The 15662-nt window shown below is 68.1% G+C and carries 13 protein-coding genes and 1 pseudogene; 10 read left to right on the top strand and 4 right to left on the bottom strand.

Translation table 11 applies throughout. From position 1 onward, the window contains the following. Positions 1 to 28: 28 nt before the first annotated feature. The gene (locus ASD22_RS12990; RefSeq protein ID WP_056084382.1) at positions 29 to 1150 is read right to left on the bottom strand and encodes a GGDEF domain-containing protein; all 1122 of its coding nucleotides are present in this window, start codon (positions 1148 to 1150) and stop codon (positions 29 to 31) included. Positions 1151 to 1369: 219 nt separating this feature from the next. Between ASD22_RS12990 and ubiA the strand changes: the two genes are divergently transcribed. Further along, positions 1370 to 2395, top strand: coding sequence for a 4-hydroxybenzoate octaprenyltransferase (ubiA, locus tag ASD22_RS12985; protein ID WP_235577639.1), 1026 nt, complete (start codon positions 1370 to 1372; stop codon positions 2393 to 2395). Between the two features lie 126 nt (positions 2396 to 2521). Here the strand turns inward: ubiA and ASD22_RS12980 are convergent, their stop codons facing one another. Further along, positions 2522 to 3235: a ComF family protein gene (locus ASD22_RS12980; protein ID WP_056084379.1), complete on the bottom strand. Its 714-nt coding sequence runs from the start codon at positions 3233 to 3235 to the stop codon at positions 2522 to 2524. Positions 3236 to 3372: 137 nt separating this feature from the next. Here ASD22_RS12980 and ASD22_RS12975 point away from each other — a divergent pair, with 137 nt between their 5' ends. The 8 genes and pseudogenes from ASD22_RS12975 to treF all read left to right on the top strand — a co-directional run bounded on the left by ASD22_RS12975 (position 3373) and on the right by treF (position 12841). Continuing rightward, positions 3373 to 5355 carry a multicopper oxidase domain-containing protein gene (locus ASD22_RS12975; RefSeq protein WP_056084377.1) on the top strand — a complete coding sequence of 661 codons (1983 nt, stop codon included), beginning with the start codon at positions 3373 to 3375 and terminating at the stop codon, positions 5353 to 5355. A gap of 99 nt (positions 5356 to 5454) precedes the next feature. Further along, positions 5455 to 6495, top strand: coding sequence for a biotin synthase BioB (bioB, locus tag ASD22_RS12970; RefSeq protein ID WP_056084374.1), 1041 nt, complete (start codon positions 5455 to 5457; stop codon positions 6493 to 6495). A gap of 117 nt (positions 6496 to 6612) precedes the next feature. Continuing rightward, the gene (gene bioF, locus ASD22_RS12965) at positions 6613 to 7806 is read left to right on the top strand and encodes an 8-amino-7-oxononanoate synthase (RefSeq protein ID WP_056084372.1); all 1194 of its coding nucleotides are present in this window, start codon (positions 6613 to 6615) and stop codon (positions 7804 to 7806) included. 26 nt (positions 7807 to 7832) lie between these two features. Then, positions 7833 to 8549: pseudogene (locus ASD22_RS12960) on the top strand (sulfurtransferase); the annotation flags it as partial. A 170-nt stretch (positions 8550 to 8719) separates the two neighbouring features. Then, positions 8720 to 9493 (top strand): pimeloyl-ACP methyl ester esterase BioH, encoded by a 774-nt coding sequence (gene bioH / locus ASD22_RS12955; RefSeq protein ID WP_056084366.1) that lies wholly within the window; start codon positions 8720 to 8722, stop codon positions 9491 to 9493. A gap of 10 nt (positions 9494 to 9503) precedes the next feature. Beyond that, complete coding sequence (bioC, locus tag ASD22_RS12950; RefSeq protein WP_056084364.1) at positions 9504 to 10382, top strand: malonyl-ACP O-methyltransferase BioC; 879 nt, start codon at positions 9504 to 9506, stop codon at positions 10380 to 10382. Between the two features lie 88 nt (positions 10383 to 10470). Beyond that, positions 10471 to 11238: a glucose 1-dehydrogenase gene (locus tag ASD22_RS12945; RefSeq protein ID WP_056084361.1), complete on the top strand. Its 768-nt coding sequence runs from the start codon at positions 10471 to 10473 to the stop codon at positions 11236 to 11238. 7 nt (positions 11239 to 11245) lie between these two features. After that, positions 11246 to 12841 (top strand): alpha,alpha-trehalase TreF, encoded by a 1596-nt coding sequence (gene treF / locus ASD22_RS12940; RefSeq protein WP_056084359.1) that lies wholly within the window; start codon positions 11246 to 11248, stop codon positions 12839 to 12841. 10 nt (positions 12842 to 12851) lie between these two features. Here treF and ASD22_RS12935 read toward each other — a convergent pair whose 3' ends face one another. Together ASD22_RS12935 and pyrC are read right to left on the bottom strand one after the other, a co-directional pair. Beyond that, positions 12852 to 13442: a DNA-3-methyladenine glycosylase I gene (locus tag ASD22_RS12935; RefSeq protein WP_056084357.1), complete on the bottom strand. Its 591-nt coding sequence runs from the start codon at positions 13440 to 13442 to the stop codon at positions 12852 to 12854. A gap of 57 nt (positions 13443 to 13499) precedes the next feature. Continuing rightward, on the bottom strand, positions 13500 to 14552 hold the full coding sequence (pyrC, locus tag ASD22_RS12930) for a dihydroorotase (protein WP_056084354.1): 1053 nt from the start codon (positions 14550 to 14552) through the stop codon (positions 13500 to 13502). 200 nt (positions 14553 to 14752) lie between these two features. Here pyrC and ASD22_RS12925 point away from each other — a divergent pair, with 200 nt between their 5' ends. Beyond that, complete coding sequence (locus tag ASD22_RS12925; RefSeq protein WP_056085128.1) at positions 14753 to 15637, top strand: DMT family transporter; 885 nt, start codon at positions 14753 to 14755, stop codon at positions 15635 to 15637. Positions 15638 to 15662: the final 25 nt, after the last annotated feature.

The following is a 15662-nucleotide window of genomic DNA, read 5'->3' as shown; positions in this document are numbered from 1 at the left end:
CCAGGGTAGCTCGATCAGAACAGGTCGGTCAGAACAGGTCGATGCTTCCCGCCGCCGCGCCGCCGGAGGCCAGCAGGCCCTGCGCCGTCAGCGCCTCGAAGCCCTGCACGCAGTTGCGCCCGTGCTCCTTGGCAAAGTACAGCGCCTTGTCCGCGCGCTCGAGGATGGTCGCGGGGTAGTCGTGCTCGCCGATACGCGCATAGCCGACGCTGACGGTGACGTGCTCCACCTGCGGAAAGACGTACGCGGCCATGCGCAGGCGGAACCGCTCCAGCACGCTGCGCACGGTGGCTTCGTCATGCGCCGCCAGCAGGATCACGAACTCCTCGCCGCCGAAGCGGAACAACACGTCGGACTGGCGGAAACAGGCGCGCATCTGCTGTGCCAGCAGCAGGATCACCTCGTCACCGTAGACATGGCCGTAGCTGTCGTTGATGCGCTTGAAGTGATCGATGTCGAGGATGGCCAGCCAGACCTCGTCGCGCGCAGACGGCCCACCATGACGGCGCTCGTCAAGCGCTTCGGTGGTGATCGCCGCAGGGTCCGGCTGCAACAGGCGTCGCAGGTGCCGTTCGAACGTGCGGCGGTTGTACAAGCCGGTCAGCTTGTCGCGCTCGCTCTCGTTGAGCAGCGCGGTGTAATTGGCATAGATGCGCGCGAAGCCGGCGACCAGCGGCAGGCTGTCGCCGCAAGGCACGTCGCTTTCCAGTTGCAACGCGCCCACCGCGCGGCCTTCGGAAAGTATCGGCACGATCAGCCGGTGCAGCCCTTCGGCACCCTGTTCCGCATGCGCGTCCACCCGCTCCAGTCCCTGGCGCAACAGGTGCAGCGACGGATCATTCGGCGCCGGCTCGAACGCACGCAACTCGTAATGGCCATGGGCGCCCACCGTGCAGCGCACCACGGTACGCAGCCGGCCAAGGTTGTCGGCGGTGTATTTGCCCAGCGACACGCTGTGCGCCGAAGTCAATTCGGCCAGCGACAGCACCAGGCTGTGATCGAGCGCATCGACGTCGCGGTGATGGGTGAACGCCGCCACGGAATCGAGCAGGCGCGAATGCGCCAGCAACCGGGACGCGTCGACAGGCTCGACGTTGGCTGTGCCCGACGCCGCCTGGTTCTCCCGCCCGGAGCATTCACACTCGACCATCACTCCTCCCGAACTCCAAGGCGCCATCCGCCCAAGGCCAGAGGTGGCGGAGGGCCGAAACGGCAGGCCTGAACATGTATCGGCTGTTTGTCATGGCGCTTTAGGGCGACCATGGTCGAAGCCGGCGTGTTTTCCTCGTCGATCCACGCCGCGGGCAGGGTCGCAGCGGGCGTGCGGCGTGGCACAGCCACGGCACCGGGCTCGGGCTAAACTTCGCCCATGGCTCCCACGTCCCGCAAGCGCCGCCCGCAGAAAGCCGCCCCCTCGCCAGCCCCCCGCCCGCGCCCTGGCGCGGCGACGCGACCACGCGCGAAGGCGCCGCGCCCGGCCGACAGCTCCACCACGGCCACGCGGGTCCTGAACTGGCTGCTGCGCCGCTGGCCTGCGCGCCACCGCGAGAAGGCGCTGGATTACCTGGTGCTGACCCGCATGGACCGCCCGATCGGCGCGCTGCTGCTGCTGTGGCCGACCTGGTGGGCGCTGTGGCTGGCGGCGGGCGATTTCCCGTCCTGGAAGCTGCTGGCCATCTTCACCCTGGGGGTGTTCGCGATGCGCGCCGCCGGCTGCGCCATCAACGATTACGCTGACCGCCACCTCGACCCGCAGGTGGCCCGCACGGCGGGGCGGCCGATTGCCGCCGGCCGGGTCACGCCGCGCGAGGCGCTGCTGGTGGCCGGCGCGCTGCTGGCGGTCGCGTTCGTGCTGGTGTTGTTCACCAACCGGCTGACCATCGAATTGTCCTTCGTGGGCGCGGCGCTGGCGGCGCTGTACCCGTTCACCAAGCGCTACACCTACATGCCGCAGGTGGTGTTGGGCGCGGCGTTCGGCTGGGCGATCCCGATGGCGTTCGCGGCCACGACCGGCACGGTGTCACCGGTGGGCTGGCTGCTGTTCATCGGCAACATCCTGTGGTCGGTGATCTACGACACCGAATACGCGATGGTCGATCGCGAAGACGACCTCAAGGCCGGCGCCAAGTCCACCGCGATCCTGTTTGGCGATGCCGACGTGCCGATCCTGGGCGTGCTGATGGGCACGTTCCTGCTGGCGATGCTGTTCGTGGGCCAGCGCGCCGCGCTGGGCTGGCCGTTCTGGCTGTCCCTGCTGGCAGTGGCCGGCTTGTTCGCCTGGCAGTTGTGGCTGATCCGCGACCGCCAACGCGACGCCTGCCTGGCCGCCTTCCGCCACAACAACTGGGTCGGGCTGGCGCTGTGGATCGGCATCGTGCTGGCACTTGCCATGTAGGAGCGCACCCTGTGCGCGATGCTTTTGCGGGATTCCGGATTCCGGATTCCGGATTCGGGATTCGGGATTCGGGATTCGGGATTCGCAAGAGCCAAGAGCCAAGAGCATCGCGCACAGGGTGCGCTCCTACCGGTTGCCGGCCCGCGCCAGCGCCCACACGTCGACCCTCTGCACGCCTGCACGTTTCAGCACACGGGCGCATTCGGCCAGGGTGGCGCCGGTGGTCATCACGTCGTCGATCACCGCCACGTGCGGCGCCAGCGCCACGCCCTCGCGCAACGCGAAGGCGCCACGCACGTTGCGTCGGCGAGCTACCGCATCGAGCTCGGTCTGCGCCTCGGTGCGGCGCACGCGCTGGATCGCATCGACGCATAGCGACAGGCGCAGTTCGCGCGCCAGCGGCCGTGCCAGTTCCAGCACCTGGTTGTAGCCGCGCTGGCGCAGGCGGCTGCGGTGCAGCGGCACGGTCAGGATCTGCCGGGGCAATGCCATGGGGCGGCTTTCGCGCTGCCACAGGCTGGACAGCACGCGGCCGGCAGCCAGGTCGGCGCCGAATTTGAAGCGTGATTCCAGCCGGTTCAACGGCCAGCCGTAGCGGAACGGCGCCCACGCGGCATCCCATGGTGGCGACCGCCGCTGGCATTCGCCGCACAGCGCGGCGGGCGCGGCCAGCGGCAGGGCGCAGCGGGCGCAACAGCTCCGGTTGCGCGGCAGTTCGTCGCTGCAGTCGGCACACAAGTCCATGCCGTGCGCGCCCGCGCCCCCGCACAGCAGGCAGCGCAGTGGCAACAGCCAGTGCAGCAGCACCGGCCAGGATCGCTGGCGATGGGTCGTGTCCATGTACCTACCGTTCCGGCATCGCTCGATGGTAGCGGCAAAAACCGGTTCGCGCCGATTGCACGTTCACGCTCTACACTCGATGATCGACGGGTACGCCGTGTCGCGTACCCATCGTCTCTTCCCACCAGGAGGCCTGCATGATCTCGTCGCACGACAACCAAGCCGCTCCATCGACCTGGCCGACACTCGCCGGCACCGCGCTGCGCGTAGCCTTCGGCGTGATCTGGGCGGTAAGCGCCGCGCTGACCTGGACCGATGGTTTTGCCGATCACTACGTGGGCTACCTGCACAATGCCGCCACCGGACAGCCGGCGTGGTCGGCGTGGTGGTTCCAGATGTGGATCGCCCTGGTGACACCGAACGTGGGCCTGTTCGTATGGGCCACGCGGATCGCCGAGACCTTGCTGGCGCTGGCCTTGCTGCTGGGCTTCGCGCGCAAGATCACCTATGTCGTGGGCATTCTTTTCAGCCTGCTGATCTGGAGTACGGCCGAGGGCTTCGGCGGGCCGTATTCGGTGGGCGCCAACAACATCGGCGCAGCGATCAGCTTCGTGCTGATTTTCGCCGCCCTGATCGTGATCAACCTGCGCGCCGGCCCCAGTCCATACAGCGTCGACTACCTGATCGAGAGCCGCTGGCCGAGCTGGCGCCGGTTTTCCGAATGGAACAGCCGTGTACCGCTGGAGCAGGTGCAGCACCTGTCCTGGCGCGTGCAGGGTCCGGCGCTGGCTGGCGTGCTGCTGCTGGTGGCGCTGCTGCTGGCCGGTCTGCACAGCGCGTTGAACGTGCGCAGCGCCAGCCCCGCCGCCGCCGCCGCCGCGGTGACGCCGCTGTCGCTGGCTTCCACCCAGCCGATCAAGCAGGCGCGTGATGCACGCCTGCCGCCACTGCAACCGGGCGACAGCGTGGACGTGCAGATCACCTCCAGCGACGACACCGTGGAGATCGCCAGCGGTGTGCAATACCAGGCCTGGACGTTCGGCAAGACCGTACCCGGCCCGGTGATCCATGTGCGCCAGGGGCAGACGGTGAACGTCACCCTCACCAACCGCGGCACCATGCAGCACTCGATCGACTTCCATTCGGCAATCACGCCACCGAGCCTGCATTACGTGGACATCATGCCGGGCGAGTCGATCACCTTCTCGTTCGTGGCCAAGGTGCCGGGCGCCTTCCTCTACCACTGCGGTACGCCGCCGGTATTGCTGCACATCGGCAACGGCATGTATGGCGCGATCATCGTCGACCCGGCCGAGCCGCTGCCGCCGGCGGCCGAAAGCTACGTGCTGGTGCAGGGCGAGTGGTACACGCAGCAGGTGTCCGGCACGCTGATGGCGGGCAACTACGAGAAGATGCAGCAGATCCGCCCCGACGAAGTGGTGTTCAACGGCGCCGCCTTCCAGTACGTGCAGCATCCATTGACCGCCAAGCCGGGCGATCTGGTGCGCCTGTACGTGGTCAACGCCGGGCCGAGCCTGTGGAGCGCGTTCCACGTGATCGGCGCGATCTTCGACAAGGTTTACCCCGGTGGCAACCCGGCGCAGGCCATCGACGGCGTCTCCACCTACACGGTGGGGCCGGGCGAGGGCGCGGTGTTCGACCTCACCCTGGACGAGGCGGGCCACTATCCGTTCGTGGATCACTCGATGGCGCACGCCGTGCTGGGCGCGCAGGGCATCCTGGAGATCGCCACGCCGGGCGAGGCGCTGGCCAAGCCGCAAATCACCAAGGCACCGGTGGATGAGAACGCCGCGCCGCCGCCGGCGGCCACCGGGCCGTACACGTTCGATCCGGCCCACGGCGCGCAGCTCTATGGCACGTATTGCGCGGCCTGCCACCAGCCCACCGGTCTGGGCCTGCCCGGCGCGTTTCCGCCACTCAAGGGCAACCCTGCCGTGCTGAACGCGGATCCGACCAAGCAGCTCGACGTGATCCTGCACGGCCTGCATGGCGAGGCCATCGATGGCGTCAGCTATCCCAGCGCGATGCCGCCGTTCGCCGCCAGCCTCAACGACGCGGACATCGCCGACATCGCGAACCACGAGCGCATTTCGTGGGGCAACCAGGCCAAGCAGGTCACTGCCGAACAGGTCAAGGCGGTACGCGACGCCGTTAAATAGCGCGGCGGGCGGCCGCCTCGTCAACCTTGCTGATTCATTTAAGGTTGACGAGGCGGCGAGCCCCGCCCACACTTCGCGGCCTCTGCCCTGGAGTCCGCCATGCCTGCTGCCGTCCGTCACGACTGGACCCGCGACGAGGTCGTCGCACTGTTCGCCCTGCCGTTCAACGACCTGTTGTTCCGTTCGCACGCCGTGCACCGCGAACACCACGACCCGAACGCGGTACAGGTGTCGACCCTGTTGTCGATCAAGACCGGCGGCTGCCCTGAGGACTGCGCCTACTGCCCGCAGGCGGCGCGCTACGACACCGGCGTGCAGGCGCAGAAACTGCTGGAGATCGACGAGGTGCTGCAGCGCGCCCGCGCCGCGAAGGAGGCGGGCSCCAGCCGCTTCTGCATGGGCGCGGCATGGCGCGGGCCCAAGGATCGCGACATCCCCAAGGTTGCCGCGATCGTGCGCGCAGTGAAGGACCTGGGCCTGGAAACCTGCGCCACGCTGGGCCTGCTGGGCGACGGCCACGCGCAGGCGCTGAAGGACGCGGGGCTGGATTACTACAACCACAACATCGACACCGCGCCGGAGTTCTACGGCGAAATCATCCACACCCGCGATTACCAGGATCGCCTGGTCACGCTGGAACAGGTGCGCGACGCCGGCCTGAAAACCTGCTGCGGCGGCATCGTCGGCATGGGCGAGACGCGCGAGCAACGCGCCGGCCTGCTGCAGGCGCTGGCCAACCTGCCCGCCCATCCGCAGTCGGTGCCGATCAACCAACTGGTACCGGTGCCCGGCACGCCGCTGGCCAATGCCGAGCCGCTGGATCCGTTCGAGTTCGTGCGCGCCATCGCGGTGGCGCGCATCCTGATGCCGCGCTCGATCGTGCGCCTGTCCGCTGGTCGCCAGCAGATGGACGACGCGGTGCAGGCGCTGTGCTTCTTCGCTGGCGCCGGCTCGATCTTCCTGGGCGACAAGCTGCTCACCACCGGCAATCCCGACGTGGCCGCCGATCACGCCCTGTTCCGCCGACTCGATTTGCATCCGATGGAAGTCGTCGAACAGGCGAACACGGTGCATACCGATATCGCCGAGGGCGCGGCGGCGGGTTGCGGGCAAGGTTGCGGTTGCAGTGCGGCAGCTTAAAAGCAGGAGCACCCCTCCCCAACCCTCCCCTGCAAGCAGGGGAGGGAGCAGAGCGGCTTGTCCCCTCCCCCTGCTCGCAGGGGGAGGCTGGGAGGGGGTGATCTTCCCTCCTGAAGCATGACCCGCCCCGACCTGCTCCAACGCCTGGCCGCCCAGCGCGCCGAACGCGAAGCCGCCCAATTGCTGCGCCGCCTGCGCACGGTCGACCACGCCGACGGCCCCTGGCTGGAAAGCGGCGGCCGGCGTCTGTTGTCGTTCTGCAGCAACGACTACCTGGGCCTGGCGCAACACCCGCAACTGATCGCCGCGTTCCAGCGCACGGTTGACGCTGAAGGCGTGGGCAGCACCTCGGCCCATCTGATCTGCGGCCACCGGCGCGACCATGCCGCGCTGGAAGAGGCCCTGGCCGCATGGACTGGGCGCGACCGCGCCCTGCTTTTTTCCACCGGCTACATGGCCAACCTGGGCGTGCTGCAGACGCTGCTCATGCGCGGCGACCTGTGCCTGCAGGACAAGCTCAACCATGCCTGCCTGCTGGATGGCGCGCAGCTTTCCGGCGCCGAGTTGAAGCGCTATCCACACGCCGACGTGGCGGCCGCGGCGCGGCAATTCGCCAGCCGCGGCGAGGCCGCTGCGCTGCTGGCCACCGACGGCGTATTCAGCATGGACGGCGACGTGGCGCCGCTGCGCGAGCTGGCCGATCTATGCACGCGCGAACAGGCCACCTTGATGGTCGACGATGCCCACGGCCTGGGCGTGCTCGGCGCCGACGGCGCCGGCAGCCTCAGCGTGGCGGGTCTGGGCCAGGATGACGTGCCCGTGCTGATGGCCACGCTGGGCAAGGCGCTGGGTTGCGCCGGCGCATTCGTGGCCGGTTCGGCCTCGCTGATCGACGGCCTCACCCAGCTGGCCCGGCCCTACATCTACACCACCGCGATGCCGCCGGCCGTGGCCGCCGCCGCGCGGGTCGCGGTGCAACTGGCGCAGTCCGAAACGTGGCGTCGCGAAAAACTCACCGCCAATATCGCCCGCTTCCGCCGTGGCGCCGCCGAGCTGGGCCTGCCGCTGCTGCCGTCCTCCAGCGCCATCCAGCCGCTCATGCTGGGCGACGCCGACACCGCCATGGCCGCCTCACACCACTTGGAACAACACGGCCTGCTGGTCGGCGCCATCCGCCCGCCCACCGTGCCCGCCGGCAAGGCGCGCCTGCGCATCACGCTGTCGGCGGCCCATGACGACGCCCACGTCGACCAGTTGCTGGCCGCGCTGGAAACCCTGCCCGCACCGGCCGCTTCGCCCCGCCGCGTATAATTGCGGGCTTGCTTGCGAAGTTTTCCATGTCCATCGTCAACATTGCCGCCTATAAATTCATCCGCCTGGACGACCTGCCCGGGCTGCGCGAACACCTGCGCGAACGCTGCGAATCGGCCGCGCTGAAGGGCACCATCCTGCTGGCGCCCGAAGGCATCAACCTGTTCCTGGCCGGCGGCCGCGAGGGTATCGACCAGTTCCTGGCGCACCTGCATGCCGACGCACGCTTTGCCGACATGGCAGTGAAGGAATCGCTCTCCGACAGCGTGCCGTTCGGCCGCCTGCGGGTGCGCCTGAAGCGCGAAATCATCAGCATGCGCCAGCCGACCATCCAGCCCGAGGGCGGCCGCGCGCCCGCCGTCGATGCCCCCACGCTGCAACGCTGGCTGTCGAGCGGCCACGACGACGCCGGCCGCGACGTGGTGCTGCTGGATACCCGCAACGATTACGAAATCGCGCTGGGCCGCTTCAGCGGCGCGGTCGATTACGCCCTGGCCAACTTCACCGCCTTCCCCGCCGCCATCGCTGCCGATCGCCAGCGCTACGCCGGCAAGACCGTGGTGTCGTACTGCACCGGCGGCATCCGTTGCGAGAAAGCCGCGCTGCACATGCAGGCGCTGGGCATGGACCACGTCTACCAGCTCGAAGGCGGCATCCTGAAATACCTCGAACAGACCGACGGCGTGCACTGGCAGGGCGACTGCTTCGTGTTCGACGGACGCGTGGCGGTGGATGCGAAGCTTGCGGTAGCGACGCCGCCGCGCACTGCTCCCCCTCTCCCCTGCGGGGCGAGGGCTGGGGAGAGGGGACGCGCTGGCGGCCCTGTTGATGCGAAGCGCGCTCCGATCATCCCTCCCGCAAGCCCCGCCCCCTCTCCTCAATCCTCTCCCCGCAGGGGAGAGGAGGCCAACGCGTGAAGCTTTTTGTCGAAAAGGCGGGCCACGGCCCCATCCCACTGGTGATGCTGCACGGCTGGGCCATGCACGGCGGCGTGCTGGCGCCGTTGGTGGAGGCGCTCGACGACCAGTGCACGATGTATGTGGTCGACCTGCCCGGCCATGGCTATTCGCGCGACAGCGAGCTGCCGCTGGAACCGCGCGCCTGCGCCGCCGCGATCGCGGCGCAGACGCCACCGGCGATATGGCTGGGCTGGTCGCTGGGCGGATTGATCGCGCTCACCGCCGCACTGGACATGCCGCGCCAGGTGCGCGGCCTGGCGATGTTGTGCGCCACGCCGAAATTCGCACGCGACGCCAGCTGGCCGCATGGCGCCGACGAGACGCTGGTCCGTCAGCTGGCGACCGATCTGGAAACCGATTACCACGCCACGCTGGAGCGCTTCCTGGCGCTGGAGGCGATGGGCAGCGCCGACCCGCGCGCAGAATTGCGCCACCTGCGCACACTGGTATTCGAGCGTGGCGAACCGGACCGGCGCGTGCTGCAGGAAGGCATCGCGCTGCTGGAAAGCAGCGATCGCCGCGCCGCCCTGCCCGACCTCACCGTACCCAGCACGTGGATCTCCGGTCGCCGCGACCGGCTGGTGCCGCCGCAGGCGATGCAGTGGTCGGCCAGCCAGTGCGCCGGGCGCTATCACGACATACCACAAGCCGGCCACGCGCCGTTCTTCGCCCACGCCGATGCCGTGGCGCAGGCATTGCAGCCCTTGCTGGCCACTTTCGAACGATGAAACCGATGCCATGACCGCGTTCCAGCTCGACCCATCCCGCATAGCCCATCAGTTCGGCCGCGCCGCCGGCACCTACGAAAAGCACGACGTGCTGCAGCGCGAAGTGCAGTCGCTGCTGCTCGATCGTCTGGACTTCTATTTGCAGACGCCGCAGCGCGTGGTGGACATCGGCGCCGGCACCGGCCGCGGCAGCGCGTTGCTGAAACAACGCTATCCCAAGGCGGAAGTGATCGCCATCGACCTCGCGCTGCCGATGCTGCGCGCCGCGAAAAAACACAGCAGCTGGCGCAAGCCGTTCCTGCGCGTCTGCGCCGAAGCGACCGCCTTGCCATTGGCCGACCACAGCGTCGACGTGCTGCATTCCAACCTCTGTTTCCAGTGGGTCGATACACTGCCGCCGCTGTTCGCCGAATGCGTACGCGTGCTGAAACCCGGCGGCATGCTGGTCTTTTCCAGCTTCGGCCCGGACACGCTGAAGGAGCTGCGCGCGGCCTGGGCCGAGGCCGACCAGCAAGCCCACGTCAGCCGCTTCCTGGACATGCACGACGTGGGCGATGCGGTACTGGCCGCGGGCCTGCGCGACCCGGTGCTCGACGTGTGTCGCTACACCCTCACCTACAGCGAACCGCGCAAGCTGCTGCAGGATCTGCAGGGCCTGGGCGCCACCAACGCCGACCGCGCGCGCGAGCGCGGCCTCACCGGCAAGGCGCGCTACCAGCGCATGCTGGAAGCGTACGAGTCCATGCGTTTGGACGGCCATATCCCGGCCACCTGGGAAGTGGTCACCGCGCACGCATGGGGGCCGCCGCAAGGACAGGCGCGGCGCGGCGCAGGCGGTGTCGAGATCGCCAGTTTCTCGGTCGACAGCCTGCGCGGTTCGCGGCGCTGACCTGAGCCCCACGCGCTCCCCGCTCGCATCGCGTTCACACCACCGCGGCTTATCCTCGAAGACATTGTTTTCGATGCAGGGAGCCGCGATGAAGTTGCAAGGCAAGGTGGCATTGGTGACCGGTGGCGCGCAGGGTATCGGCCGCGCCATCGCCACGCGGCTGGCGCAGGAAGGCGCCGCTGTCATCATCGAGGATCTGTCGGACAACCCGCGCGCCGAGGAGACCCTGCAGGAGCTGCAGGCGACGGGCGCCAAGACGGCACTGCTGGTCGGCGACGTGGGCAAGGTGGCCGATGGCCAGCGTGTGATCCGCGAAGGCGTGGCCGCGATGGGCCGCATCGACATCCTGGTCAACAACGCCGGCGTGGAGCGGCGCGCCGGCTTCCTGGATGCCAGCGAAGCCGATTACGACCTGGTGATGCACGTCAACCTGAAAGGCCCGTTCTTCATCACCCAGGCCTTCGCCAGGCACGTGCGCGAACGCGGTGGCGAGGGCCGGGTGATCAACATCAGCTCGGTGCACGAGGAATTGCCGTTTCCGCATTTCGCCAGCTATTGCGCCAGCAAGGGCGGCCTGAAAATGCTGACGCGCGACCTGGCCATCGAGCTGGCGCCGCTGGGCATCACCATCAACAACATCGCGCCGGGCGCGATCAAGACGCCGATCAACGCCGACCTGATGGACGACCCCGCGCTGCTGAAGGCGCTGCGCGCGAACATCCCGCTGAAACGGCTGGGCACCCCCGAGGACGTGGCCGGCGTGGCGGCCTTCCTGGCCAGCGACGATGCGGCGTATATCACCGGCACCACGGTGGGCATCGACGGCGGCCTGCTGTGGAACTACCACGAACAGTGAGCCGGCGATGACCGTACTGGACCCGCATGCCAACGCCGAGCGCGCCGCCCGCGCCGCACCGGCCGACACGCTCACACCAGCCGATCGCTATCAGGAGCTGTTCGTGGCGGTGCAATCGGGCCGCGTGTTCGAAGACAGCAAGACCTTCGTCGATTGCGCGCCGCGCGGCGATCCCGAGAAAATACTGGACGCCTACCGCTGCCAGAGCGACGCGGCGGACTTCGATCTCAAGGCGTTCGTGAAACAGCATTTCTCGCCGCCGGAAGTCCATCACAGCCACTACGTCTCGACACCCGGCCAGCCGCTGCGGGACCACATCGACGGCTTGTGGAACGTGCTCACGCGGCAGCCGCGCGAGCACCCCGCGCACAGCTCCATCCTGCCCCTGCCCAACCCCTACGTGGTGCCGGGCGGGCGCTTCAGCGAGCTGTACTACTGGGATTCCTATTTCACCATGCTGGGCCTGGCCGAGAGTGGGCGGCAGGATCTGCTGCGCGACATGGCCAACAATTTCGCCTACCTGATCGATACCTACGGCCACGTGCCCAACGGCAACCGCAGCTATTACCTCAGCCGCTCGCAACCACCGGTGTTCGCGTTGATGGTGGAGTTGTTCGAGCACAGCGGCATCTGCGCGGCGATGGAATACCTGCCGCGGCTGCGCAAGGAATACACCTACTGGATGGACGGTGCCGACGACCTGCGCCCCGGCGACGCCCACCGCCACTGCGTGCGGCTGGAGGACGGCAGCCTGCTCAACCGCTACTGGGACGACCGCGACACACCGCGCGAAGAGTCCTACCTGGAAGACGTGACCACGGCCAAACAATCCTCACGTCCGGTGCACGAGGTCTACCGCGAACTGCGTGCCGGCGCCGCCTCCGGCTGGGATTTCAGCGCCCGCTGGTGCGACGACGATGCCAGCCTGGCCAGCATCCGTACCACCTCGATCCTGCCGGTCGATCTGAACGCGCTGCTGTACAAGCTTGAACGGCAGATCGGATTGCTCAGTCGCGCCAATGGCCAGCGCGAACAGGGCGACGCCTTCCAGCAAAAAGCGCGCGCGCGGCGCGCGGCGATCGACAAGATGCTGTGGAACGAAAAGGCCGGTGCCTACCTCGATTACGACTGGCAACGGCAGGCACCACGCACCGCATTGAACACGGCTACCGCCACCCCGCTGTTCATCCACATCGCCACCCGCGAGCAGGCCCGGCGCGTGGGCGAAGCGCTTCGCGCGCGATTGCTGCAGGACGGCGGCATCGGCACCAGCGAAAGCATCAGCGGCCAGCAATGGGACCAACCCAACGGCTGGGCGCCACTGCAATGGCTGGCCATCGGCGGCCTGCGCCATTACGACGACCCGCTGGCCGACGAGATCGCCAAACGCTGGCTGCACACGGTCGGCAGCCTGTATCAGCGCGAAAGCAAATTGGTCGAAAAATACGTGGTGATGAAACAGGACGACTGCGCCGTGGGCGGTGGCGGCGGCGAATACCCGCTGCAGGACGGCTTCGGCTGGACCAACGGCGTCACCCGCCGCCTGCTGCGCGAAGACCCGGCCAACGAGGCCAATACCGCGAAAGCCGCCAGCCGGAATTGATCGGCGTTCGCTACGGCTGGCGCGGCCGGGATCCCGGGTGCCGGAAACAACCGACCAGATGGTCGTTGATCATGCCGGTCGCCTGCAGCAGCGAGTAGCAGATGGTGCTGCCCACGAAGCGGAAGCCGCGCTTCTTCAGCGCCTTGCTCATGCGATCGGAAAGCGCGGTGCTGGCGGGCACCTCGGACGATTCATGCCAGCGGTTCACCAGCGGCTTGCCGTCGACGAAGGACCACAGGTACGCGTCGAGGCTGCCGAACTCGTCAATCACCTCGAGCGCGGCAATCGCGTTGCCGCGGGTCGATGAGACTTTCAGGCGGTTGCGGATGATGCCGGGATCGAGCAGGCGCTTTTCCAGCGCGCGGTCCGTCATCGCGGCGACGCGGGCGATCTCGAAATCGTGGAACGCCTTGCGGTAGTTGTCGCGCTTGGTCAGCACGGTGCGCCAGGACAAGCCGGCCTGCGCGCCTTCCAGGCAGAGGAATTCGAACAGCGCGCGGTCGTCGTGCAGCGGCACGCCCCATTCGGTGTCGTGGTAGTCGCGCATCAGCGCGTCGCTGCCGGCCCAGGCGCAACGCACGGGATTCGAGGGGACGCTCATGGAAACAGGCCTGGCGGGAAAGCGATCATGTTGCCACACGCTGCCGCCACCAAAGGCTCAGGCCGCCGCGTTGTCGGTGATCGACCACGCGATCGATTCGCCCGCACGCATCGGCCGGCAGGTGGCGCCGGCCATGGGGAACTCGTCGGGCACCTGCCAGGGCGTGCGCTCAAGCGTGAGCCGATCCTGGTTGCGCGGCAGGCGATAGAAATCCGGGCCGTGGAAGCTGGCAAAGGCTTCGAGCTGATCCAGCTTGCCGGCCTGCTCGAACGCTTCGGCGTACAGCTCGATCGCCGCGTGGGCGGTGTAGACGCCGGCGCAGCCGCAGGCCGCTTCCTTCGCTTCGCGGATGTGTGGCGCGCTGTCCGTGCCGAGGAAGAAATGCGGGTTGCCACTGGTGGCCGCCTGCAGCAGCGCCGCGCGATGGGTTTCGCGCTTCAACACCGGCGCGCAGTAGTTGTGCGGCCGGATGCCGCCCTCGAACAGCGCATTGCGATTGAGCAACAGGTGATGCGCGGTGATGGTGGCGGCCACGTTGGCCGGCGCGGTGCTGATGAAATCGACGGCGTCGCGGGTGGTGATGTGTTCCAGCACCATGCGCAGGGCCGGAAATTTTTCACGCAGCGGCAGCAGGTGACGCTCGATGAAGACGCGCTCGCGATCGAAGATGTCGACCGCCGGATCGGTGACCTCGCCGTGCATCAGCAACGGCAGCTGATGTTTCTCCATCGCCTCCAGCACGGGATAGACGTGCGCCAGATCGCGCACACCCGCTTGCGAATTGGTGGTGGCGCCGGCCGGGTAATACTTCACCGCGAAAACGCTGTCGCTGGCGGCGGCGCGGGCAATCTCGTCGACCGTGGTGGTTTCCGTGAGGTACAGCGTCATCAACGGCTGGAAGCGCGAGCCGTTCGGCAGGCTGGCGAGAATGCGCCGGCGGTAATCCTCGGCCTGGGCCACGGTGGTTACCGGCGGCTTGAGGTTGGGCATCACGATGGCGCGGGCGAACCGCTTTGCCGTATGCGCGATGACCGACGCCAGCGCCTCGCCATCACGCAGATGCAGGTGCCAGTCGTCGGGGCGGGTGATTTCCAGGCGCGTAGGGCTCATGGCATGCAGACTCGAAACAGGTTAAGGGGTGGCGACCGCCGCGCAACAGGCGGTCTCGCGATTTGCCCATGGTATCGCGGCGGGGCGCAAAGCCGCTGCGTCGCGCCACCGAAACGCCGCGCGCCCATGATTGCCACGGACACGCCACTTCGCTGCGGCACGCTACACTGCGCCACCTTCCGTATCGCCCCATCATGACCATTTCCCCCTCTCCGCAACGCGGCGCGCTGTTCGCGTTGATCGGCACCATCCTGATCTGGGCCTACAGCTGGGTGGTGATGAAACAGGTGCTGGCGTATGCCGGGCCGTTCCACTTCGCCGCTTTGCGCTACCTGCTCGGTGCCGGCGTGCTGTTTGTGGCACTGCTGCTGTCGCGCCAATCGCTGCGGCCGCCGCCGTTGCTGCTCACGCTGGCGATCGGCCTGTGCCAGACCGCCGCGTTCCAGGGGCTGGAACAGTGGGCGCTGATGGACGGCGGCGCCGGCCATGTGGCGTTGCTGGCCTACACGATGCCGTTCTGGGCGGTGTTCCTGGCATGGCTGGTGCTGGGCGACCGCCCCACCGCGCGCCACTGGGTTGGCGTGGCGCTGGCCGCGATCGGCCTGGTCTGCATCATCGAACCCTGGCACGAGCTGGGCAGCGCACTGAGCACCACGCTGGCGATCGCCGGCGGCGCGGCCTGGGCGGCCGGCACGGTGCTCAGCAAGCGCATGTTCCAGCGCCACGCGCCGTCGGTGCTGAACCTCACGGCATGGCAGATGCTCTTGGGCGGCATGGCGCTGGGCGTGTTGGCACTGGTGACGCCGGAGCGCGACATCGAGTGGAGTGGCGCCTTCATCGCCGGCCTGGCCTACAGCGTGCTGTTGGCGTCCAGCCTGGCGTGGTGGCTGTGGTCGATCGTGCTGCAGCGCCTGCCGACCACCGTGGCCAGCGTCTCCAGCCTGGGCGTGCCGATCGTCAGCGTGGTGCTGGCGTGGCTGATCCTGCACGAACGCCCGTCGTTGATGGAGTGGGTCGGCATCGTGCTGGTGCTGCTGGGATTGCTGGCGATCAGCGGTGTCGGCGCACGGCGGGCTATCCGCTGACACTACTGTGGGAGCGGCTTTTGTG

Origin of the sequence: Rhodanobacter sp. Root480, from assembly GCF_001426645.1 — a bacterium.
GTDB classification, from domain to species: domain Bacteria; phylum Pseudomonadota; class Gammaproteobacteria; order Xanthomonadales; family Rhodanobacteraceae; genus Rhodanobacter; species Rhodanobacter ginsenosidimutans.
This window is presented reverse-complemented; position numbering and strand designations above follow the sequence as displayed.